Genomic DNA, 22,365 nt, shown 5'->3' on the forward strand with positions numbered 1-22,365 from the left:
GTCGGACTCCGACAACCCCGAAGTCCGCACCCTCGCCGGCACCGTTGACCGCTGGTGGCCCGAGAGCGTCGCGTTCATTGACACGGGTACAGCAACGCCAAGAGCGAGGGCATTAATCGTGTGATCAAGCTCGTCGCTCGCAACGCGTTCGGGTTCCGCAACGCCGACAGCCAGCGTCAACGGCCTGGCCGCACTGACGTCACCAGAGCAGCAATAGGGCGGCAGCGAGTGCGACGGTCAGTACGGCGCCTGCAGTCAGTGGTCCTCCGGTTCGGCTGGCGGCGAGAAGTCGTTCGTGCCTGATATCGGCTGCGGCGCTCCGGTAGCGCACTGCGGAGTAGGCCAGCCCAGCCGCTCCGACAGTCATCAGTAGAGCGCCTGCGGCCAGTGAACGGGTGCGGCTGTCGTCGACGAACTTGGCCACGGCCAGCCCTAGCGCCATCACGTTTGCGGATGTGCGCAGCCACGCGAGGTAGGTGCGCTCGTTCGCCAGATGATCTCGGGCGTGGGATGGGTCTGTGTCGTCCCCGGGGCGTTCCTTACCCATGACTCGCTCTCCTACTGGAGGCCGCTGCGATGCGCATTCTGTCGGGTCGCCGAAACCGAGTGAGATCAGAGGTGCCGCTTGGAAGAACTTCGAGCATAGTGGCGATATGGGCATATGGGGCAAACGGGATGACATGATCGTGCACCAGACCGAGCCCTACAACGCTGAACCACCTCCCGGCGCGCTCGTGGACCTGGTCACCCCTCTGGACACCTTCTATGGCCGCAACCATGCCCCAATCCCTCGCGTGGACGGGGCGAGCTGGCGGCTACGGGTGGACGGCGCGGTCGACCGCCCGCTGGAATTGTCGCTGGACGACCTGCGGCGCCGCTTCCCCGAACGGAAAGTGCTCGCCACTTTGCAGTGCGCGGGCAACCGTCGCGCCGACCTCATGGAGTTCCGCGACATACCCGGCCAGGTCCCCTGGGGCCCGGGAGCCATCTCCACGGCATGGTGGACCGGTGTGAGCTTGGCGGATGTACTGGCAGAGGCAGGGCTGCACGCAGAAGCGGCCCACATTGCCTTCACGGGTGCCGACGTGTCACAGGACGCCGACCCACCACAGCCCTTCGGCGCCTCAATACCTGCGGCGAAGGCCACCTCCAGCGAGGTGCTCCTTGCCTGGGCGATGAACGATCAGGCTCTTCCCGTCGCGCACGGTGCCCCGTTGCGCGCCGTCGTCCCGGGCTACATCGGCGCCCGCAGCGTCAAATGGCTCCAGTGCATCACCGCACAGACCGAGCCGTCCGACAACTACTTCCAGTGGGAATACAGCCTCTTGCCTCCCGAGGCGGACCCTCACAGGGCAGGACCAGGCGACGGCATCACGCTCGGGCCGATCGTCATTCACATCGCTATCCTGCGGCCCGGCAAGGGCGCCCGGCTGCCGTCCGGAGCTACCGAGGTCGTCGGCGTGGCCTTCGCCGGCGACGACCGCACGGTGACACGCGTGGACGTGTCCGCCGACGGCGGCACCACGTGGGTCCACGCCGATCTGAACGCACCGGACAACCCGTGGACGTGGCAGCACTGGCGCGCCACGCTCATGCTCCCGGCGGGGGAGACGGAAGTCCTCGTCCGCGCCTGGGACTCCGCCGCAGCCGTACAGCCCGAGTCCCCAGCGACGGTCTGGAACCCAAAGGGCTACGCCAACAACGCCTGGGCCCGCCTCCACGTCACCTGCGACCGCTGAAGGCGGGCGGCCAGGCCGCAGATCCCGACGGCACGACGGTGAACCCGCGGACACCTCCACACCGCTCACCTTTGAAGACCCGGCTTGACGGAGCGTGGCGCGCGAAGTCAGGTGCTCCAGCAGGGCAAGATCGACCTAGGTATAGGTAAGCAGCGGAGAGAGCCTCGAGGCACTGTTCGCCCTGGAGGAGTCAGCGGAGACGGTGCGTGATCCGCCCTCCAGCGGAGCGCGGACCGGGATCTGGCGCGACTGCCGCACGCGACTCCCCGTGAGCGGTGTGATACTCCCTGGGGCGAACCCGTTCGTCGTGATCGGCTGCCTCAGCGCACCGCCACCCCGTACGGCTGGGCGCCCACGGTGACCGTGGCGACGACCTTGTGGGATGCGGAATCGACGACGGCGAGGGTGCCCGCTCCCTGGTTGGTGACGTAGATCGCGGCGTCGGTGACCGCCAGGTTGAACGGGTCGGTGCCGGGCGGGCCGAGGGCGATGGTCGCCGAGACGTGTGTGCTGCCGGTGTCGATCACGGAAACGTTGCCGGGGCCGAGGTTCGCGGAGTAGGCGTAGCGGCCGTCAGGGCTGATGGCGACGTCGAAGGGGCCTGTGCCGACGTTGACGGTGGTCGCCTTGCCGCTGTCGGTGGCGATGGCGAGGACGTGCGTCCCGACCTCGTCGGCGACGTAGGCCGCCTTGCCGTCCTTGGTGACGGCCACGGCCACCGGGGAGCGACCCGCTGGGAGCTGCCGGGTGACCTGGTGGGTGCGGGTGTCGATGACCGACAGGGTGCCCGATCCCGCGTTCGCGACGTACGCCTGGGTGCCGTCGCGGCTCAGGGCCACGTTCACCGGGGACCTGCCGACGGGGATGGTGGCTGAGGCCCGCTGGGTATGGGTGTCGATCACGGAGACGGTGTTCGAGGTGCCGTTGGTGACGTAGAGGGACCCGCCGTCCGGGCTGAGGGCGACTCCGGTGGGGCTCTTGCCGACGGGCACCGTGGCGACGGTCTTGTAGGTGTGGGTGTCGAGGACCGAGACGCGGGCCGAGCCGCTGTCGGCGACATACAGGCGCCTGCCGTCCTTGGCGACGGCCACACCCTCGGGCGCCGTGCCGGCCGGTACGGTCGCGACCACCTTGTGGGTGTGGGCGTCGATCACCGAGACGGTGTCGTCCTGCTGGTTGGTGACGTAGACGCGGCTGTCCGCGCGGGCGGCCGCGGGCGGCAGGTCCGCGGCCACTGTGTGCACGGGGGCGGTGGGCACACAGAGGACCACCAGCGCGGCAACGCCCGCCGCGAGGACCGGCCGTGGTGTCCCGCCGTGGCTTCGGCGGCTCGCTGCTGGGGTCCGCGCGGCAGACAACATCTCGCCTCCTGTGCGCAGTGCCGTGGTCCGGTCCGGTGGTTCGGCCCGGTATCAGGTCAGCAGCCCGCGGGCGTAGTAGTCACTTTTGTCCCGGACGCCGGGGAGCGTGAAGAAGTAGCCTCCACCCCGAGGGCTGATGAAAGGCACGAGTGTTTCGTTCTGCAGCCGGGTCTGCATGGCGATGTAGGTGTTGAGTTCCTGCTGGAAGCAGTTGAACGCGTGTCCCATGTCGAGCTCGGGCAGGTTGGGACTGCGGTCGTAGTCGAAGCTCCGGCGCAGGATGGTGCTGGTCGCCGCGGTCTCCGGGGTCTGGGGGTTGGCAAGCCGGATATGGCAGTTGAGCGGGGTGATGAGTCCCTGGGGGTCGTTCGTGTAGATGGGGTCGAACTTGTCGTTGTCGTTCTCGCCCAGCGCGTAAAGGGGGGCGCCGCTCGCCTTGCGACGGCCGAAGATGCGCTCCTGCTGGGCGACGGGCACCTTCTGCCACGCCTCGATGAAGAAGTGCACGATACGCACCACGTGATAGGTGCCGCCCGCGGTCCAGGCCGGTTCGGCGCTCTTCGGCTGGACCCAGACCGCCTGGTCCATCTGGGAGGCGCTGGTGGTGTCGACGTTGGAGATGCCGTCCTTGAAACCGAACCAGTCGCGCCGGACACCGACGGGGCGGTGCGGATTGCGCTGTCCGTCGATGCGCCAGCGCAGTTTCGCCGCCGACTTGGTGTGCATCAGGATGTCGAGCAGGGCGTTCACCGTAGTGTCCCGGTTGTCGGCGCATATCTGGAGCAGCAGGTCCCCCTGGCTCAGTGCCGGATCCAGGTCGTCATGCTCGAATGCCTTCATCGTGACGAGCTGGACCGGCTTCCGGGCGCGCAGACCGTATCGGTCGTCGAAGAGAGAGGCGCCCACGCCTACGGTCACCGTGAGACCGTCTGCCACGACCGTGGGTCCGAGGATGCCCGAGCTTGACGGTGGCGCGGTCGGAGACGTTTCGGGCGGTCTGCCGCCCGCCGTGAGGAAGCGGGCGCGCGCAGTCAACGTGCGGAACAGCTCGGTGAGTTCCTTGCGGCCGGACGCGGTGACGTCGAGCGCGACAAAAATGGCGACCCGTTGTGGGTGAGGGGGAAGGGCGATGCCCGCCTGGTGGTAGCCGTGGAAGGGAATCGTCCGAGACGAGGGTTCCGCATCGGCCTCAGGCGCCGTTGCGGCGGCCGCTGTACCCCCTCTGAGGGCGGTTTCGCCCGCCGTTCCGACGACGAGGCCGGCAGCGGTGCCCTGCAGAAACGTCCGCCGGGCGAACGCCCCCATCGGGCATTCCGTCCCGCTCCATTCCCCGTCCGGAGCTGTGTTGTCGGTCATGATGCCCTCCATCGACCGAACATCCACGGAGCGTCTACTTCATACGCTATTTCGGACACGTCGGTCCCACCACTTGGGAGTACTCGGGAGTAGGACGGCATGGCGAGGTCACGCTGTGGAGATTCGGGCGAGCAGGCGGGTACGCGAAAGCGTCTCCGTCGGCAAGTGACATGAGGCAGGTGACACCGTGCCCAGGTGTGCCTCGTTCGGTCGGCCGCGTCGGCGACCGCGGGAAGCAGCGCCGCCCCCGTCGCGGCACCCAGTTGCCGACTGGTGTTGATCACTCCGCCGACCAGGCCCTGGTCATGGTCGGCGATTCCGGCGCTCGCGGTGACCATGCTGCCGAATGCCATGCCGGCGGTGCCGAATCCGACGAGCATCACGGCCGCGAGCGGCAGGTGGGAACCGCCGGCCATGGGGAGCTGGGTCAGGGCGGCGAAGCCGGCGGTGGCGGCTGTTCCGGTCACCACCAGCACGCGTTGAATGCCGAGGTGCCGGGTCAGCCGTGCGCCCAGTAGGCCGGTGGCCAGTCCGACCATCCCCTGCGGAGCGATGCTCAGCCCGGCATCGAGCGGCGACATGTGCAGAATTTGCTGGAGGTATCCGGAGAGCACGAGCATTTCACCGCCGTTCCACATGCCGAGCAGCAGCATGAGAGTGCTGGCGTTGCGCAAGCCGTAGGTGTGCAGCAGCGCCGGACGCACGAGCGGATCGGCGTGCCGGTGTTCGTTCGCCGCGAAGGCCGTGCCCGCCAGGATGGAGAGTGCGAGCGGGGCCAGCACGGGGACGGAGCCGATACCGGTCGTGGCGATCTGGGAGACAGCGAAAACCAGGGCGGCCACGGCCAGGGTGATCAAGACCGCACCGACGGCGTCCAGCTTCCGACCGACACGCGCCAGTCTCGACTCCCGCAGGACATGGGGGGCCAGCAGCAGGGCGGCCAGCCCCACCGGAACGTTCACCAGGAACACCGAGCGCCAGCTGAGGAACTCCACCAGCACGCCGCCGAGCACTTGGCCGGCGACGAAGCCGATGGACGCCGTCGCACCGTACAGGCCCAGTGCTCTGGTCCGGCGCGGGCCTTCGGCGAAACCCGTGGTGATGAGTGACAGCGCGGCGGGCGCGACCATCGCGGCCCCGGTGCCTTGCACCACGCGTGCGGCGATCAGCAGTACCGGGCCGCGGGCGAGTCCGCCGGCCAGGGATGCGGCGGTGAATACGCCGATCCCCGCGAGGAACAGACGCCGGCGCCCGTACAGGTCGCCGGCCCCGCCGCCGAGGATGAGCAGGCCGCCGAAGGCGATGGCACAGGCCGTGACCACCCGCTGGACCGAGGCTGCGGAGACGTGGAGTTCACGCTGGATCGACGACAGGGCGACGTTCACGATGCTGAAGCCCAGGGCCACCATGAAGGCGGCTATCAGGATGCGGGCCAACCCCAGCCGTCCGTGCTCGCCCGTCCTGGCGGCGATGCCGGGGTGGTCGTGGTGGTCCGCCGTGCTGGTGTCGTTGTGGGGACGCGTCGTGGCCGTGTACGGCGAGGAGGGGCCGGTGGGCCGACGTGTGTCCTCATGGCCGTGCGTCCTTTCGTCGGGCGGGTTCGATCACGCGGTGATGTAGACCGCGGACAGGTCGTCGTCGGCGTGCTCGAGGGCGGTGTGCCGCCAGCGGGGCAGCAGCGCTTCGATGAGCGGCAGGTGGGTGCCGAGGCCGCACGCGGCCTGTACGGCCAGTTCGGCGTCCTTGACCGCGTGCTTGAGCGCGAAGGCGGGGGTGAAGTCGCCGGCGAGCATGGTGGTGGCCTTCTGTACCGCATACGGCGAGCCGAGCGGGGTGGACTGCAGCAGTTCCACGATCGAGGCCGGGTCCAGGCCGAGCCGGCCGGCGAAGGACAGAGCCTCCGCGGTGGCTTCGACGAGGTCGACGAGCCAGCTGTTCAGCACCAGCTTCGCCCTGGTGCCGTCGCCGGCCGGTCCCAGCCAGACGGTGGCTCGGCCCAGTGCGCCGAACACCGGGGTGAGGACGTCACGTACACGATCGGGACCGCTGGCCAGGATGATCAGCTGTCCGGCCTCGGCCGGTCCCTGACTCCCGGAGACCGGGGCGTCCACGAACGTCACCCCGTGGCGGGCGGCGGCCACGGCGAGCCGGGCCGACCAGCGGGCTCCGATGGTGGCCATCTGCACCCAGATCAGTCCGGGGCGTCGGGCCAGGAACCCGTCCGGGCCGTTCGCGGCCCGTTCGGTGGCCGGCCCGTCGGCGAGCATGGTGATGAGGATTCCGGCGCTCTGGGCCGCTTCCGCAGGGGTGTGTGCGACGAACGCTCCGTGACCGGCCAGGGCGGCGGCACGGCTGCTGGTTCGGTTCCACACCCGAAGCTGGAAGCCGCCCCGGGCCAGGTTCACGGCCATGGGGCCGCCCATCCGCCCGGTGCCCAGGAAGGCGATGACGGGTGTCTTCGGCGCGCGGCCGCCGAGGGAGGCCGGTGTGTCGGCCGGCGATGTGGGCTGGGTGGTGGTCATGACATTTCCTCCAGGGTGGGATCGCCGAACGGGATTGTGGCGGTCATGGTCTGGTCGGTCTCGGCCAGGTCGGACCGGCTGAGGTGGCGGTGGCGTGCGCCGAGGCACTGCGCCAGGTGGGCCGGGGTGCGGCCACCGACGATGGCGACCTGAACGGCGGGGCGGCCCGGCAGGTCTGATTCGATGTCGCGGCGGATGAGGCGGTAGGGCGGCTGGACGATTTCCACCGGCAGTGCGGTGGCGAAGTCGGCCATCTGCGCCAGGGTGCAGTCGTAGACCGCCACATGATGGATCAGGCCGTGCGCCACCAGTTCAGCGAGCGCAGCAGTTCCGGCCTCGAGACCCTTGCGCAGCCATGCCGGCCTGGCGCCGTGGACCAGCCGGTCCCCGTCCCTGCGCAGGCCGCCCTTGGCGGCGATCACGACCGACTCGCGGGCCGAACCGAGTTCGTCTGCCGCTGCCACTTCGAGCGGCCACTCGGAGCCGCCGGACCCGTAGGCCCGGGCGGTGTCGAAGAAGTTGGCGCCCAGCGGCCTCGCGTATTCGATCGGCTGGAGCGCGGCGGGCTTGGCCATGGGTCCCCGGTCCGCGCCGTACTGCCATGTGCCGCACGCGACAGGCGTCACCGCCAGGCCGGATGCGCCCGGTCTCACCGTCTGCATGTCGACCCCCTTCGTGGGTGGAATCTCCTGTCTCGACGCTCACACCCACCGGAAGCCGCCGGTAGTGGCCCTGTGCTTGCCGGGATACAAACCGTTCCTGTAGCGGACAGGCGTCACAGTCTCCGAGGGCTGCCCAACGCTGCCCGACGGGGCGGTCGGCCGATGCCGGAGGCCGGGGACAGGCCGGCGACCGCAGACGCACGCAGAGAATGCGTGGTGCGGGTTCGGCGAGGTCAGGAGGCAGAACGGCGGGACATGCCGGCGTCGGTGGCCGGCTCCGGGCCGAATGCGGGCCTGCGTGTCCGCCAAGGTTGATCGCGGCGGGTGATGTGAGCGATCAGGTCCCTTGCCACACCGCTCGGCGGGGTGGAGGCGCCGTCCCAGATGACGCGCAGAGTCCTGCGCAGGTCGAGCTCCGGTGTCCGCACCGTCACGAGCCGGCCTGTGGCCAGATCGTCCTCGACGGCCAGTTCGCTGATGACGGCTGGTGCGGTGCCGGCCAGTGCGGCCGCGCGCACAGCCGCCGTGGTGGGCAGCGCCAGCGCCGGGACGACCTGGGGGGCGCCAGGACCGAGCACCGCGGCCAGAGCAGCGGTGAGGGTGTCGAGGGTGCCGGAACCGACCTCGCGGCTGACCAGCGGTGTGGCGGCCAGCTCGGCGGCGCCGACCGGTCGGCGGCGGTGGGCCCAGGGGTGGCCCGGAGTGACGACCACGGCGAGCGTGTCGTGGCCTACGACCCTGCCATGGAGCCCGGCCGGCCGCTGAGGGCCCTCGGTGAAGCCGATGTCCGCCGTGCCCTCGGTGACGTGGGCGATCACCGTGGTGGTGTTGATCGCGGTCAGCAGGATCTCGGGCGCTGTGCTTCCCGGCCGCTGTGCCGCACGGAAGGACGACAGCCAGCCCGGCAGGAGCTGCTCCGCGATGGTCAGGCTGGCGCTGACCCTCAGCCGGTCACGGCGGTCGGCGCGCAGGGCGGCGATCCCGGCGTCCATCTCCGCGGCGACACCCAGCAGGCGGGCGGCCCATTCCGCGATCACGACACCTTCGGCGGTCAGTCTGGAGCCGCGCGGGCTCCGGTGCACGAGCGTGACGCCGGTCTGGGCCTCCATGGCCCTGATCCGCGCCGAGACCGCCTGCTGGCTCACCCCCACCGCCCGGGCGACGCTGTTCAGGCTGCCCTCCTGGGCCACACCCAGCAACAATTCCAGCGCGGCCAGGTCGGGAACATGCGTACTGAGAGCCATGAGCCGCCCTCCCAGCTGCAAGCCGGGGTTGTATCCCCTCAAGCCTACGGCCGCTACCGCAGCGGACGGGCCTCTGCGAGCTTCGAAGACACGACCCGCTCTCCCCGCCCCGGGGAACAACGGCACGCGCTTGCTCCCCGGCCTCTCCCTCGAGTCCCTGACGGGGTATTGATCAGCCAGGAGACACACCATGACCGCCACCACCACGGCAGTGAGCCCTTCCGAACACCAAGTCGAGCGATCGTTCCTCCTGCAGCGGGCGCAACCCGCCATGAACGGCCTGATCGACGGCTCGCTGTCCACGCTGGCCCCGATCTTCGCCGTGGCGTTCGCCACTCAACAGTCGCGTTACGCGTTCTTCGCCGGACTGGCCACCGCCATCGGCGCCGGTGTCAGCATGGCCTTCTCCGAAGGCCTGTCCGACACCGGAGACCTGACCGGCCGCGGCAGCCCCTACCTACGCGGAGCCATCACCGGGGCGGGCACCTTCCTCGGCGGAGTGCTGCACACCCTGCCCTTCCTCATCCCTCAATACCGCCTCGCGCTGGCCGTGGCACTGGTCACGATCACCCTCGAACTGGTGACCCTGGCCTGGATTCGCTGGCGCTTCTTCAAGACGGGCTTCCTTCGCTCGTTCGTCTCGATCGCTATCGGCGGAGCGGTCATCGCCGGCGTCAGCGCCGCGCTCGGCGCCGCCGGCTGATCCCGCTCGCAGCGCCGTGTGTCACTTCTCGATGTCCAGCACCGCCATCATGCCCCGGTCCTCGTGGTTGAGGATGTGGCAGTGCAGGACGGTTTTGCCGGTGTAGTCCTTGAAACGCATCCGGATGACGAGCCGCCCGTGGGCGGAGACGTTCGCGACGTCCTGCAGGCCGTGGCCCTGGTGCGGACGGCCGTTGATGCTCATCAGCTGGAAGTGATTGGTGTGCACGTGGAAGGAGTGTTCCTCGTTGCTTTCGTTGACCACGGTCCACTCCTCGACCGTGTTCAGCTTGGCCCGCAGGTCCACCCGGTTGGGGTCGAACTGCTTGCCATTGATGTAGAACTTGGTGCCGGCCGCGTTCTCGGAGAACACGACGGTGCGCCGTACGGCGATCTTCTCGTGGGCCAGATCCACGGTCGGCGCGAAGGACGAGGTGGGCAGCGTCGCCGGTCGCGTGGAAGGGCCTGCGGTGACCAGGGTGGCCAAGGTCGCCTGCGGGAAGGAATTGCCGCCCGGTCCGGTCTGGTATGGGAGCGTCTCCAGCTCGGTGCGGCCGGCCGGACCGCCCTGTACCAGTACGTCGAAGCGGGCCCCGGCCGCGAGGAGCAGCGAGTCGGCCGTCCAGATGCGGTCGACGGGTGTCCCGTCGTGCGCGATCACATGGAATTTCTGGCCCCGCAGGCGGACCTTGTAGTAGATGTTGGCGCTGATGTTGGCCAGCCGCCACAACTGGGTCTCGCCCGGCCGGATGCGGATGACCGGATTCAGCTGGCCGTTGACGGTGCGATGTGTGGGCGCACCGATGTGCAGACCCTGGGTCTTGATGGCATCGCCCTGGAGCTGGAAGTCCTTCAGCGCGATGACGTGCTCGGTGATGTGGTGCAGGTTCGCCGGAAGGTACTGCTGCAGGCCGTCGACGATGAGGATGCCCGACATGCCACCGGCGACCTGCGGCGCGGAGGTGTGGTGGGGGTGCGGGTGGTACCAGTAGGTGCCGGCGCGCAGCGTCTTGGGGAACTGGTAGGAGTAGTGGAAGGTTTCGCCCGGATGGATGTGGAGGAAGATGTTGTCGGCGTCGCCGCTCGGTGACACATGGAGACCGTGCACATGAAGGTTGGTCTCCTCGCCGAGCGTGTTCTTGAAGGCCAACTCCATCTTGTCCCCCGGCCGGATCCGCAGCGTGGGCGGCATGTAACTGCCGTTGTAGGTGAGCGCCCACAATGCGTGGCCGCCGAGATTCACGCGCCGTCTCTCCACGACGAGATCCGCCCGCAGCAGCCCGTTGTGGCTGACCAGTTGCGCCGGTTCCCGCAGCGGAGCACCCTCGGCGAACGAGGGCGAGGGCGACGGCGACGACATCATCGACGACGACTGGGACGGGGCGCTGGTGCAGCCGCTCATCAGGGCGCCGACGGCAAGGATCAGCGCCATAGTGATGCGAGGCAGCGTGGATCGGGATCGCATGACGTCTCCAGTGATGGACATCCAGGTCTCGCGTAGCTCAACACCACGAAACCCCCGGGGGCAGCCACCCGCGCCCTGGCTGGACCGTTCGAGCGATGCTCTGCACCCGATGCCACCAGGGATGCGATGACACGACCTCCGTAACAGCGACGACCACGTTCGCCCTTTGATCGCCCGCACCCGGTCCGGTCTCCTTCGGGGTCGCCCACGACCGAGCCGGGGCAGTCGGATCGCCCCCGATCCCCGTCCAGGTGCCGTCGCGCTACCGGGCGGAACTGGGCGTGGGCCCGGCCCCAGGGCTCGTACCGTTCCGAAACATCGTGCCAGGGGACACTGGTCCGGGTCCGCCACCGCATGCGGTCCATCAGTTGCCGTCGTGTCCACAAGGGCGGACGGCCCGGCTTGATGCCCTGCGGCAACAACTGCTCCGTGGCCGGCGGAGAACTCATGGGTGTTCGCGCTGTCTGATGCCGCTCCCCGACAGTACTCGTCGTCAGGGCTGAGCGGGCGGGGACGGCCTCCTGCCCACCGAGACATCTCACGACACCAACGTGTCAAGCGGCAGCGGCCAGTTCAGAGGGGAACGTGAGGTGTTCGTCGAACAGTCCGCCGGTCTGGAGGCAGTGTTAGAGCTGCCCGATCAGGCGGTTGAACAGGTGTCGCTGGGCGTCTGCGTGCCAGTCCCCTCGTTCGCGTCGACGACGGTAGTGGGCGTCGGCTCCGGGCGAGGATCACAGGGCTGAGAACGCCGCGGACGTGACCCGTCGTGGTGGTGGTTCAGTTGGGTGGTGTACGGGTGATGGGTCGGTTCCGGATGGGTGTACTGACGGGCGGTCGGGCAGCGCGGCGTTGTCTGGTCGCGCTCACTTGCCAGACGGCGAGGAGCAGCAGCGTGCCGGTTTCGGCGAGGAGGCTGAGGACGGCTTGTGGTGCCGGTTGCAGACCGCGCTCGGTGAATCCGAACACGCCAATGGTGCGCGAAGCGGTGAAGCCGCCGAGGGCGCCGAGCGCGACGCCTGCCTCGGAGACCCTCAGCAGCGGGGGTGGTGTCCCGATCAGCAGCAGGGCAGCCAGTGCGAAGGATGCGCTGGCCTGGAGCAGGAACAGGGGGCCGATGATGTGGATGAAGCGGTACCCGTCGATGTAGAGCTGGGCGTGGATGTATCCGCCCGCGGCAAGGGTTGCGGCGGTCGCCGCCCGCAGGGTGGGGACGAGGAATCTTTGGGTGTTCATGCCAGCCTCTGGTCCTTGATGGCCAGTTCGCGGTCGCCTTGGCGGTAGCCGACGCTGCGGATGCCGAGTGCGTCCTTGAGCTGCCGGGCAGGGACGACCTGGGGCGTGGGGGCGGAGGCGCGGCCCGGTTTGGGCAGTGGGTAGGCGGTGGTGGTGGCGGAGTGGAAGGTGATGTTGCCCTCCGTCTTGGTGAACAACTGGTGGACGTGCCCGTTGAGACAGGTGACGGAGGAGAAGCGGCGCAGGAGTGCGATGACTTTGAGGGCGTCGTCGGTGCTCCAGCCCCACTTCGGGTACATGGCGAACAGCGGGATGTGGCTGAAGACCACGACGGGGGTGTCCGATGGCAGTCCCGCCAGGTCTTTGCGTACGAAGTCGATCTGCGCGTTGCCGAGGTGCCCGAGTTTCTCCAGGCTCAGGGTGTTGACCAGGGCGATGAAGTGCACGCCGTGGGTGTCGAAGCTGTACCAGCCGTCACCGAGCGTGCCCATGCCGAAGGTCCGCCGGTAGGCGCGGCCTGCATCGCCGATGGAGTCGTGTTCGCCCGGTACGGTGAAGACGCGGTCTGTCTTCATTCCGGTCATCATCTGCTTGACCTGGTCGAACTGCCCGGCCGTGGACAGGTGGGTCAGGTCGCCGCTGTGCATGACGAAGTCCGGTCTGAATCCGAGTGTGTTGACCTGGTTGATCGCTTCGGTGAATGAGCCGGCCACGTCCATGTTCGCCGGGCCCTGGAACCCTATATGGCTGTCGGAGACCTGCACGAACCGCAGCGCGCCGCTTCCCGCTGCGACGGCCCCGGCGGCAGCCCCGGCGTTGGTGTCCCGGGAGTCCGCGATGTGACTGATCACCTCTCCGCTGGCCACAGTCAGCACCACCGCGCCGCCGAACCATCCTGCGTGACGCATGAGTTGACGCCGAGTCATACCGTGTTCGGTTTCAGGCCGGCCGGCGTCGTCGGCCGGTGCTCCGTCGTGACGGTCGTAGTAGTCGGTCATCGGGTCACCTCCACGGTGGCGGTCATGAACGGATGGATGGTGCAGATGTAGGCGTAGGTGCCGGGCTTGGTGAACGTGTAGCTGTAGGCGGCGTGGGTGGCCAGGGCGGCCGAGTGCAGGGGGCCACCCGATGCGGCGCTGGTGACGGTGTGGGCGTCGGTGTCCTGGTTCGTCCACGTCACCGTCGTGCCCGCTTTGACCTGCAGCGTGGCCGGAGAGAAGGCGAAGTTCTTGATCGCGACGGCATTCCCGGTCATCGGCGCGGCCGCCGCGCCCGTGCTCGAGGTACTCATGGGCATGGTCATGCTGGGCATCGGGGAGGCGCCGGGAGCGGAGCCCGCCGTTTTCCCCGACCCCGTGGCACCGGGCATCCCGGGGGTCTGGTGCTGACCCGGACCGGGCGTGATGGCGCCGGCCCCGACGGACGAGGAATGCGACGACGGGCCGCATGAGCTGAGGAGCCCCAGCGCACCGGCAGTGGCGATGGTGGCGACGGCCAGCCCGGCCGCAGCACGGGATCGCCGAGTTGATGGGCGAAGGTTCACGTACATGGTGTGCGTTCCTCACTGATCAGGCGGAGACGGGAACTGCGCCGGCTCGGGCGCACGCAACCGCAGGGATGTGGTGGATGTCGCGTTCATGGGCACGCGTCCCTCACGGACCCGGCGAGCGAGCCTGGGTGCCGCCCCGTGCCGGCTGCCCGCCTCGAGGTGCTCCGCGCTGCGCATCCGCCCTGCCACGCCACGAAGATGAAGGCGACACGTGGCAGTTCGCCCGAGCAGGCAGCCGCGAGCGACTCGGGGCAGGTCGGCGTCGCCCATACGGGTGATGGGCACACTGGCCCGGATGGAGCTCTGCCCCGGTCGCCGCACAGCCGCCGATCACTGTGCGTAGCGTCATCGGCGTGGTGTGTGCTGGACATCGGTCGGGGCTGCAGAGTGGCACCGGCTTCGATGCACGGGGGCAGGGGAGCGGGGCCGGTGGTGAGAGCGCGTGCGTCGCCTGGTGCATTTCGGTCACCCCTGTTCCACCCCTTGCCGCAGGGGAAGCGATGAGGAGTTGCGCGTAAGCCGGTTCTTGTTCGCCTCCACGGACGGCATGGCTCCTGCGGTTCGATGGATACGCACCTTTTGTGGGACTTCATGGGATCGCTGCAGTTCAGCCGGTCCCGGATCCGTGCATGCTTGATCATGGCGAGGTCGTAACGCCGCAAGGGCGTACCATCTGCAGTACTCACAGCGCGTGACAGGCACCGAGCTGTTCGTGCGGGACAAATCAGCGCATATGCCTGATGATCGTGTTATGCCCTGGAGTTCCCGAAAACATGGTCCAAGGACCGATCCGGATCGCTCCGCGCACCGTGTCTCTGGTAAAGGGACCCTTTCGACCGCGGATGAGGAACTGCTGCGCACGCTGTACGCGGAGCACGCAGGAGCCCTGTTCCACTACGTGCTGCGACTGACCTCAGGAGACTGGCAATGGGCAGAGGACGTGGTGCAGGAGACACTGCTGCGGGCGTGGCAGCATCCCGCCGCGTTCGACCCCGCACGCGGCCCGGCCCGGGCATGGCTGTGTACGGTCGCTCGACACCTGGTCATCGACGCCCACCGGGCCCGGCAGTCCAGGCCGGCCGAGGCCGGCGGCGATGTGCTGGAGCGAGCCGCCGAGCAGAAGCCGGGCAAGGACGAGATCGAGCAGGCACTGCAGAGCTGGGCGGTTGCCGAAGCCGTCCGGTCACTGTCCCCGGACCACCGCGCCGTCCTGCTGGAGACCTACTACCGGGGCCTGACCATGGCGGAGGCCGCACAGGTGCTGGGCATCCCGCTCGGCACAGTGAAGTCGCGGACGTACTACGCCCTGCACGCCCTGCGGCTGGCGCTGCAGGAACGGGGGATCGAGCCATGACCGTGGCGGGCAGGAGGCGGCGACCATGAGTGCGGAGCACGACGCCCTCCGGCTGACGCTGGGAGGTTACGTCTTGGGCACGCTGCCCTCGGCGGAAATGGAACAGGTGCGCATCCACCTCGCGGCATGCACCGAATGCCGGGCCGAACACGCCCAGCTGGCGGGATTGCCTGCGCTGCTGGCGACGGTGACCGAAGCCGAAGCCTCGGGCCAGACGGTGCCGGCGGCCGAAACGGACCTGACCGACCGACTGATGGTACGGGCAGCCGAAAGCGCGCAGGGCTCCCCGCTGCCCGAACGGCCCGCCGCGCCCGCGGTGTCGAAGACCCCAGAGGGGGGTGTGCTGGAGAGGCTGCTCCAGCAGGCTGCGGCCAGGCGCCGCAGGTCTTGGCGTCTGCAACTGGCCGGCGCTGCAGTCTCGCTGACGTTCATCGCGGCAGCGGCTGGTGGCACATGGCTGGCGGCCATCGGATCCGTGGGCAGTCAGGCGAGGCCGCCCGGGCCGACCGCGCCGACCGTCTGGCGCACCTTCTCCGGGAGCGATCCCACCACCGGCGTCTCCGCCTCGGTGAAGGTCTCGCCCTCTGCCTGGGGCAGTGTTCTGCAGATCTCCGCAGGAGGGGCGCCCGCCGGAATCACCTGTCGGCTGCAGGCGGTCGGGCCAGGCGGGGCCAGGACGGACGGCGCTACCTGGCGGGCAGGCGAGTACCCTCCCGGCACCACGATCCCAGGAGCGGTCGCCATGGCTCCGGGAGTCATCGAGCACTTCGAGATCCTCGCGGGTAACGGTCAGAAGCTGGTCACCATCCGAGCGTGATGCCAGACCATGGCGGTCATGTCACTGGGCGGCCGGTCGCCCAGTGGCATGACGGCAGCAGCAGGGCGCGAGGATTGGTGGCACAAGAGGCCAAGACGACGTCGCCTTCGAAAGGCCGGGCGCTCCGCGGCGAGGGACCCCGGACATTCGACAAGCACCGGGCCGCCCTCAAGACCGGTGGACCGAGCTGGAGGGGCGCGCACAGGACGTCCAGCTGATGGCAATGGAAGAGGTTTCTGCCCGTGACACCGGCTGGACGGGCACGCTCGTGATCACCGTAGCCCCTCGATCCCGCCGCATCGCGTGGCTCCGGGATCTGCGGGACCGTCCGACAAGGGCTCGCGGCCGATGAGTGTGGCGGCCTCGGAGGCCGACACCGGCACCTGTATGGCCTAGGGGCTGAGCGGCAGCCAGCGCGCGGAGGCGGCTGATGGGCGAGTCGGCCGCCGCCGGCCGGGAAGGATCACCCCCGGCCAGGTTGATCAAGGTGAAGGCCATCCGCGTACGCGATCAGCAGGTCGAGGGTCGAGGGGTGGGTTGAAGCAGCCATCCGATCGATCTGTCGGGGGTGGTGCCACACATCGCGGGGCCGGTCAGCTGCGGCGGCTGCTTCCCCTGCACGACCTGTCTCGGGCGGCTGTGTCGGTACCGGGGCAGTTCTGCAGCTCGGTCGTGGGGCTCTGGCCTGCTTCCGTCACGCGACCTCCGCAGGGGCAGGCCGGCCATCCCGCGCCGGGCCCCGCGGGTGCCGGCCGCGTACACGGGCGGGCACGGCTGTGCGAAAGAGGTGCGGCGGCATACATCCCCGCTTCCGCCGGAGGAGGCGAAAACCGACACCCTGGCCCCTCTCGCGACGCGCCGACGGTTCCGGGCCCTGGTCACTCTCGCCCCCGCTCCGTCGAACCGGCCCAGTCCACAGCTGACTTCATGCATGAGCGGGCCGACGGGGCGCGCACGACACTACTTTTCCCGAAGTCCGTACAACCCGGAGAAGAGGATCCATCACGTCTGCACGCGGAGGACCGCGATCCAGCCGAAATGCAGGCACGGACGTCCGTCCCGGTCTACGGCGCGACGCTTCCACGGGGTCGTCCGGAAGACCACGGGCGAGGGGACCGAGCTGCCGGTGCCCAGTCCAGCCGCGCAACAGCGTGCTCTGGACAGAGGCAGCTGAGCCCAGACAGGCGCCGACATTGACACGACTCGCAAGAATCGGAACAAAAAAGGCAAATCGCTCGAACCGTCCGGCATGTGTCGTCCGTGGAACTGATTGAGCGCGCCCACGCAGGATCAGGATCCGGCCTACCGACCACCCCCGAATTGCTTGCGGTCACCCCGTTCCGGTCTCCGCACATCGACAGAAGAGCCAGAAGACCATGTTCGTGACCGATTCCCCCAGCCCGACTTCACTGCTCGGCCGGCCCTGCCGCCGCCATGCACTGCTCACCCTGCCGGCGCAGGAGGCGCACGTCTCCGCCGCTCGTCACTTCGCAGCCGATTTGCTGGAGACCTGGAGTGTGCCCGCGGGTGAGCGGGACTCCGCCATTCTCATCGTCGACGAACTCGCCGCCAACGCTGCCCAGTACGGCCATGAGCGCATGACCCTGCTGCTCGCCCTCGACCACGAAACTCTGCACATCGTGGTCACCGACTCCGGCGCGGCCGTGGAGCGTCATCGCCCCGGCATCGCCTCCGACGAACACGGCCGTGGCACCGGCATCGTCCAGTTCCTTGCCCAGTCGACCGAGATTCGCCAGACACGCAGCGGCCGCGAAGTCCGCGCCTGCCTGAGGTGCTCGCCATGACCGGGCCGGACGCTCCGCACGAGCTGCGACCCCCTGCCGGGGCCGGCACTGCAGCACAGCGACGGGCTACCGGGGGCGGCCGCGGCGTCGGGTCACCCGACGCCCCCGCCGAGTGGTCCTTCGCGACCCACAAGCCGTGTCCCATCGACGGCTGCCCGGGCCCGGCCCAGGTGCCCATGCGGTCCGCGGCCCGCCCATCGGCACTCGATCGCGGCGGCCCCCACCACGACACGGTGCTGTGTCAACGCTGCGGCGCCGGCCCCTGCGTACCGGCGGAGGTGTGAGCGTGGACGTCACACCGAACAGCGGCAAGGGCATCGACGCCCCGCCCCCGCACGAGGCATATACGCATGCGCCAGATCTGCGCCGCGAGATGCACCCAGTGCTGGCCCCCGGAGCCGAACGCGCCTGGCTGCTACGCCGGAAGGCCCTCATGGACCGGAGGGCCCTGGACGACCCCGGCCCCGTCGCAGCTGCCGCGGAACCCGCCGAGCAACTCGTCCTCCACGACCGCCGCCATCTCGACCTGGCTGCCGGCCCGCACCACCCCGACACCATCACGCTCGCGTGGCCGACACAGATGAGCCACGCGCATGACCGCCAGTTGTCACAGCCCGCCACCAGCGACAAGGAGCCACAGAACATGGGTGGAAAGCAGAAGACACTCGCCATACTTGCCGGAGCCGCGCTGGCAGCCGGACTCGCCGGCCCGGCCTTCGGGTCCACCACCGCTCACTCGCCGGCCCTGCGCACCGCCGCGACGGGGTCGGGGATGTCGGTCGTGGAGTGGAACCGCGAGCTCGTCACCATCCTCAGCAATCCGAAGGCGCAGCCGTCCACCGTCCAACCCACGCGCAGCTTCGCGCTTCTGCAGGCTGCCGAGTACGACGCGGTGGTATCGATCACCCGGGCCGGCCCCGCCTACGTGTTCTCGGTGACGGCGCCAAGAGGCGCTCGTGCGGACGCCGCAGCGGACCAGGCGGCCCACGATGTGCTGGTCGCCCTCTACCCGGCCAGGCGCGCAGGCTTGAACCAGCGGCTGAGCAGCCAATTGTCCGCGATATCCGGCGGCCCGGGCAAGCAGGCGGGCATTGGTGTGGGAGCGGAGGTCGCCCGCCGGCTGATCACCCTGCGGTCCAATGACGGATCCTCAGCCAAGCCGCCGCGGTTCCGCCCCGGCGACAAGGCCGGGGACTACCGGCCCACCCCTCCCAAATTCCCGACACCGGTGTTCACCGACTGGGGCTCGGTCAAGCCGTTCGTACTGGCCGACGGACGGCAGTTCCGCCCGGCACCGCCGCCGGCCGTGAGCAGCGCCGCGTACGCCACCGCCTTGAACGAGGTCAAGAGCCTGGGGAGCAAGACCAGTAGCACCCGCACTCCCGATCAGACGGCAGCCGCGAAGTTCTGGGCGGCGGCACCCGTATGGAACGTCTGGAACCAGATCACGCAGAACCTCGTCACCTCCCAGAACGCGAACCTGGAGAAGGCGGTGAAGGTCTTCGCCCGGCTCGACCTGTCCCTCGCCGACACCGCGATCGCGATGTACGACGCCAAGTACGCCTACCGCGTATGGCGGCCCGTGACCGCCATCCGGCTCGGCGGTACGCACTACAACCCGAGCATCGTCGGGGATCCCAGCTGGACCCCTCTGCTGCCGACCGCACCGGATCCGTCCTATCCGGGCGCTCACGGCGCTCTCAGCCAGGCTGCGGCAACGACGCTCGCCGGACTCTACGGGGCGCGGCATCATTTTGCGGTGACCTCGAAGGGCGTCACTCGAACCTTCACCGGCTTCCAGGACGCCGCCACCGAAGCGTGGCTCAGCCGGATCTGGTCCGGCCAGCACACCTCCCTTGACAACCACGCGGGCCAGCAACTCGGCGCTCAGGTGGCCGACTTCGTGGCAGGTCGGCTCTGACCGCACCGCCACGCTCCAACCATGCACATGGTAGGGCCGAGAAGCCAGTGGTCCCGGCGCATCGGGTACCACTGGCTCGGGCCACGCTCAGAGGGCGGCCAGTCTCCGCGCCGAGGGCCCGCAGCTGCCGGCCGGCAGGCCGGACGTCTGCCCGCAGGAAGTCCTGGCTTCCTGTCACCGCGACGCACTGACCGAATGACTGTCGCGGTCGGGCCCACCCGGTCGCCCCCGGTCGCTGAGCGCGGGCCCGCCCATGTCACTGTCGGCGGACCCGCAGTCGGGGGCCTCGCTCGAGTCCCCGTGGGTACCTCAACACCTGTGGACCTGCAGGAGGTTCGAACCGCCGATCGGATCGCCCGACCAGTCGGTCGGACGCCATGATCGTCGTCTCGGGTCGACTACCGGCTCGGCGCTTTCGGCTGTCTGCGCTCCCCGGGGATCCCCGAAGGCAACCTCGGCGTCTCCGACCAGCTGGCGGCGCTGCGGTGGGTGCGGGACGGCATCGCCTCGTTCGGCGGGGCACACCGGCCATGTCACCCTGGCCGGCCGGCCCGCGAGCGCCCACAGCGTGCAGTGCCTGCTGGGCATGCCCGGGACCGAGGGCCCGTTCCACGGTGCCATCGTGAACAGCACCTCGGCAGGGCTGAGCCTCGGCGAGGCCGACCACGCCAAGCGCGCCGCCGAGCGTTTCCTCTCCCGGCTCGGCACGAATCCGCGCGATGCCCCGGTGTCGGACACCCTGGGCGCCCAGAGCTCCGTCGCCCGAGAAGCCGCCGGCAGGCTCGGGCTCGACTCCGTCCACCGTTTGTGCCGGTCGCGGGCGTAGACCCGCTCCCGGACCGCGCGGCCTGGACCGACGTTCTCACCCGCCGGGCACCCGGCCTGGACGTCACCATCGGCATCACCGAACGGGAGATGGTCGCCCTCCACGCCGTGAACCCGGTGCCGCGCCGGGTGCGCGAGGTCCCGTCCCGGGCTCCGCGCTCGCCGCCGACGGCGTGGAACACGCCGCGAGGGAGTTCGCCTTCGCCCGTCCCTCCCGTAAGCCGGCCGTCCAGCTCAGTGAGGCGGGCGCCCGCGTATGGGCCTACCGGTTCGACGCCGCCGCCCCCGACTCCGTCTTCGGCGCCGCCCACTGCATCGAACTGCGCTTCCTCTTCGGCACCGACGCCGACTGGGCCGACGCCCCCATGCTCGCCGGCGTCCGCCCGCAGGACATCGAGCCCCTCGGCCGCCGTGTGTGCACCGCCTGGCTCGGCTTCATCCGCACCGGCACCCCCACCACCGACCCCCCTGGCCGCAGCACACAGCGCACTCCTCCTCCACTTACCACTGCAAGCTGAAGCCCCACGGTCACGGGACACGTGCCCGATGCACCGCCGACGTCTGCCGACGTGAAGCGAGGCTCGCAGCCGCACCGAGTGCCTGATGCGCACACACGCCGCCTGGCCCCATGGCCGTCGCGCGACAGCCGTATGCCGGACTGCTATGGGCGAGTTCCGGCGGGACGTCGAGCAGCCGCGCCAGGCGCCCGAGCGGGGCCGTCACGCTCGCCGGCCGGGTACCCGGAAGTCTGCGTCACCGTCAGGACCGGGGCAATGGCACGCCGGACAGCGGGGGTGGCGCCTCCACCCCCCGGCGGCAGTACGGCGCGTACCAGTCGCCCGCGGACGTGATCAGCGAAGGCGAGCTCGCCGGCCTCCCAAGACCGCGTGGGCCACGGCCCCGGGCTGGACCATGATCAACGATCTGTCCGGCGTGGGTCCGTCGTCGCCATGGCATGAACCATCAGGATCATCAGTTACACGAGGAACAACCGACAGCATGTCGTTCCTCTCGGCTTGGAGGAGCTTTTCATGGCTGCAGAACTGGACGGATCCACCGCTCTTGTCACCGGCGCTACCGCCGGCATCGGCCGGGCCGTGGCCCTGCGCCTGGCAGCGTTGGGGGCCTCGGTCATCGTCCACGGGCGGGACGAGCAGCGGGGTGCGGAGACCGTCAAAGAGATCGCTGCCGCAGGCGGGAAGGCCCGGTTCGTTGCTGCGGATCTGAGTAGCTCTGAAGACGTCCTGCGTCTTGCCGCTGAAGCAGGCGAGGTGGACGTTCTGATCAACAACGCCGGTATCTACCGGTTCGCCAGTACGCCGGACACCACCGCCGAGATGTTCGACGCTCAGATGGCCGTCAACTCACGCGCGCCGATGCTCCTGGTCGGTGCCCTCGCTCCGGGAATGGCTGAGCGGGGGCGTGGCGTCATCGTGAATGTGAGTACAGCGGCGGCGACCACGCCGGTGCGGGAATCGGGCGCTTACGGGGCCTCCAAAGCTGCACTCGAACTTCTCACACGAGTATGGGCTGACGAGTTCGGCGCCCAGGGCGTCCGCGTGAACGCCGTGGCTCCGGGCCCTGTCCATACCCCCGGGACGGAGGAGATGGGAGGTGAAACCCTCCAGGCGATCGGGCGAACCACCGTACTGGGGCGGGTCGCAGACCCGGAGGAAATCGCGGAAGCGGTTGTGTTCCTTGTTTCGTCCCGCGCCAGCTACATCACCGGCGCGGTTCTCGAGGCACGCGGCGGACAGCTCGCGATCGGATGACTTTGGGCTGGGCCGCGATGGATATGCCAAACCCGACG

The 22,365-nt window shown here is 69.3% G+C and carries 21 protein-coding genes and 3 pseudogenes; 11 read left to right on the forward strand and 13 right to left on the reverse strand.

Going from position 1 to position 22,365, the window contains the following annotated elements; all coding sequences use genetic code 11:
- Positions 1-93: 93 nt before the first annotated feature.
- Positions 94-165 (forward strand): annotated as a pseudogene (locus ACWDEN_RS07265) (transposase); the annotation flags it as partial.
- 34 nt (positions 166-199) lie between these two features.
- On the opposite strand, the gene ACWDEN_RS07270 reads toward ACWDEN_RS07265, so the two are convergent.
- The gene (locus tag ACWDEN_RS07270) at positions 200-547 is read right to left on the reverse strand and encodes a YidH family protein (protein ID WP_351605503.1); all 348 of its coding nucleotides are present in this window, start codon (positions 545-547) and stop codon (positions 200-202) included.
- Positions 548-680: 133 nt separating this feature from the next.
- On the opposite strand from ACWDEN_RS07270, the gene ACWDEN_RS07275 reads away from it, so the two are divergent.
- On the forward strand, positions 681-1,739 hold the full coding sequence (locus tag ACWDEN_RS07275) for a sulfite oxidase (RefSeq protein ID WP_351605506.1): 1,059 nt from the start codon (positions 681-683) through the stop codon (positions 1,737-1,739).
- A gap of 320 nt (positions 1,740-2,059) precedes the next feature.
- Here the strand turns inward: ACWDEN_RS07275 and ACWDEN_RS07280 are convergent, their stop codons facing one another.
- The 6 genes from ACWDEN_RS07280 to ACWDEN_RS07305 form a co-directional block, all read right to left on the reverse strand.
- Complete coding sequence (locus tag ACWDEN_RS07280; RefSeq protein ID WP_351605509.1) at positions 2,060-3,100, reverse strand: YVTN family beta-propeller repeat protein; 1,041 nt, start codon at positions 3,098-3,100, stop codon at positions 2,060-2,062.
- Between the two features lie 51 nt (positions 3,101-3,151).
- The gene (locus ACWDEN_RS07285; protein ID WP_351605512.1) at positions 3,152-4,456 is read right to left on the reverse strand and encodes a Dyp-type peroxidase; all 1,305 of its coding nucleotides are present in this window, start codon (positions 4,454-4,456) and stop codon (positions 3,152-3,154) included.
- Positions 4,453-5,892 (reverse strand): MFS transporter, encoded by a 1,440-nt coding sequence (locus ACWDEN_RS07290; protein WP_450857789.1) that lies wholly within the window; start codon positions 5,890-5,892, stop codon positions 4,453-4,455. Before ACWDEN_RS07290 ends, ACWDEN_RS07285 begins: the two co-directional genes overlap by 4 nt.
- Before the next feature lie 168 nt (positions 5,893-6,060).
- Positions 6,061-6,978: an NAD(P)-dependent oxidoreductase gene (locus tag ACWDEN_RS07295; protein WP_351605520.1), complete on the reverse strand. Its 918-nt coding sequence runs from the start codon at positions 6,976-6,978 to the stop codon at positions 6,061-6,063.
- Positions 6,975-7,640 carry an aldo/keto reductase gene (locus tag ACWDEN_RS07300; protein WP_450857791.1) on the reverse strand — a complete coding sequence of 222 codons (666 nt, stop codon included), beginning with the start codon at positions 7,638-7,640 and terminating at the stop codon, positions 6,975-6,977. Before ACWDEN_RS07300 ends, ACWDEN_RS07295 begins: the two co-directional genes overlap by 4 nt.
- A gap of 233 nt (positions 7,641-7,873) precedes the next feature.
- A complete protein-coding gene (locus ACWDEN_RS07305; protein WP_351605526.1) occupies positions 7,874-8,884 on the reverse strand; it encodes a LysR family transcriptional regulator in 1,011 nt (336 codons plus the stop codon).
- Positions 8,885-9,074: 190 nt separating this feature from the next.
- Between ACWDEN_RS07305 and ACWDEN_RS07310 the strand changes: the two genes are divergently transcribed.
- Positions 9,075-9,587: a VIT1/CCC1 transporter family protein gene (locus ACWDEN_RS07310; RefSeq protein WP_351605529.1), complete on the forward strand. Its 513-nt coding sequence runs from the start codon at positions 9,075-9,077 to the stop codon at positions 9,585-9,587.
- A gap of 21 nt (positions 9,588-9,608) precedes the next feature.
- On the opposite strand, the gene ACWDEN_RS07315 is transcribed toward ACWDEN_RS07310, so the two are convergent.
- The 6 genes and pseudogenes from ACWDEN_RS07315 to ACWDEN_RS07340 all read right to left on the reverse strand — a co-directional run bounded on the left by ACWDEN_RS07315 (position 9,609) and on the right by ACWDEN_RS07340 (position 13,575).
- Entirely contained in the window at positions 9,609-11,051 is a 1,443-nt protein-coding gene (locus ACWDEN_RS07315; protein ID WP_351605531.1) for a multicopper oxidase family protein, read from the reverse strand.
- Positions 11,009-11,500 (reverse strand): transposase, encoded by a 492-nt coding sequence (locus ACWDEN_RS07320; protein ID WP_450857794.1) that lies wholly within the window; start codon positions 11,498-11,500, stop codon positions 11,009-11,011. Before ACWDEN_RS07320 ends, ACWDEN_RS07315 begins: the two co-directional genes overlap by 43 nt.
- A 105-nt stretch (positions 11,501-11,605) precedes the next feature.
- Positions 11,606-11,782, reverse strand: a pseudogene (locus ACWDEN_RS07325) (IS110 family transposase); the annotation flags it as partial.
- 46 nt (positions 11,783-11,828) lie between these two features.
- Positions 11,829-12,284 (reverse strand): hypothetical protein, encoded by a 456-nt coding sequence (locus ACWDEN_RS07330; RefSeq protein WP_351605536.1) that lies wholly within the window; start codon positions 12,282-12,284, stop codon positions 11,829-11,831.
- Complete coding sequence (locus ACWDEN_RS07335; protein ID WP_450857797.1) at positions 12,281-13,192, reverse strand: metallophosphoesterase family protein; 912 nt, start codon at positions 13,190-13,192, stop codon at positions 12,281-12,283. Before ACWDEN_RS07335 ends, ACWDEN_RS07330 begins: the two co-directional genes overlap by 4 nt.
- Before the next feature lie 86 nt (positions 13,193-13,278).
- Positions 13,279-13,575, reverse strand: a complete 297-nt coding sequence (locus ACWDEN_RS07340; RefSeq protein ID WP_369387366.1) for a plastocyanin/azurin family copper-binding protein — start codon at positions 13,573-13,575, stop codon at positions 13,279-13,281.
- A 1,009-nt stretch (positions 13,576-14,584) separates the two neighbouring features.
- On the opposite strand from ACWDEN_RS07340, the gene ACWDEN_RS07345 reads away from it, so the two are divergent.
- From ACWDEN_RS07345 to ACWDEN_RS07380, 8 genes and pseudogenes are all read left to right on the forward strand, one after another.
- Complete coding sequence (locus tag ACWDEN_RS07345) at positions 14,585-15,187, forward strand: sigma-70 family RNA polymerase sigma factor (protein ID WP_450858004.1); 603 nt, start codon at positions 14,585-14,587, stop codon at positions 15,185-15,187.
- Positions 15,188-15,212: 25 nt separating this feature from the next.
- Entirely contained in the window at positions 15,213-16,004 is a 792-nt protein-coding gene (locus ACWDEN_RS07350) for an anti-sigma factor family protein (protein ID WP_450857799.1), read from the forward strand.
- Positions 16,005-17,386: 1,382 nt separating this feature from the next.
- Positions 17,387-17,809 carry an ATP-binding protein gene (locus ACWDEN_RS07355; protein WP_228623664.1) on the forward strand — a complete coding sequence of 141 codons (423 nt, stop codon included), beginning with the start codon at positions 17,387-17,389 and terminating at the stop codon, positions 17,807-17,809.
- Positions 17,810-18,095: 286 nt separating this feature from the next.
- Positions 18,096-19,730 carry a vanadium-dependent haloperoxidase gene (locus ACWDEN_RS07360; RefSeq protein WP_450857801.1) on the forward strand — a complete coding sequence of 545 codons (1,635 nt, stop codon included), beginning with the start codon at positions 18,096-18,098 and terminating at the stop codon, positions 19,728-19,730.
- A gap of 405 nt (positions 19,731-20,135) precedes the next feature.
- Positions 20,136-20,237, forward strand: a pseudogene (locus ACWDEN_RS07365) (hypothetical protein); the annotation flags it as partial.
- A gap of 115 nt (positions 20,238-20,352) precedes the next feature.
- On the forward strand, positions 20,353-20,556 hold the full coding sequence (locus ACWDEN_RS07370; RefSeq protein WP_450857803.1) for a hypothetical protein: 204 nt from the start codon (positions 20,353-20,355) through the stop codon (positions 20,554-20,556).
- 172 nt (positions 20,557-20,728) lie between these two features.
- Positions 20,729-21,073 (forward strand): carboxylesterase family protein, encoded by a 345-nt coding sequence (locus ACWDEN_RS07375; protein ID WP_351605552.1) that lies wholly within the window; start codon positions 20,729-20,731, stop codon positions 21,071-21,073.
- A gap of 513 nt (positions 21,074-21,586) precedes the next feature.
- Complete coding sequence (locus ACWDEN_RS07380; RefSeq protein ID WP_351605554.1) at positions 21,587-22,327, forward strand: SDR family NAD(P)-dependent oxidoreductase; 741 nt, start codon at positions 21,587-21,589, stop codon at positions 22,325-22,327.
- Positions 22,328-22,365: the final 38 nt, after the last annotated feature.

The sequence above is a fragment of the Streptomyces sp. NPDC001153 genome, assembly GCF_053598315.1.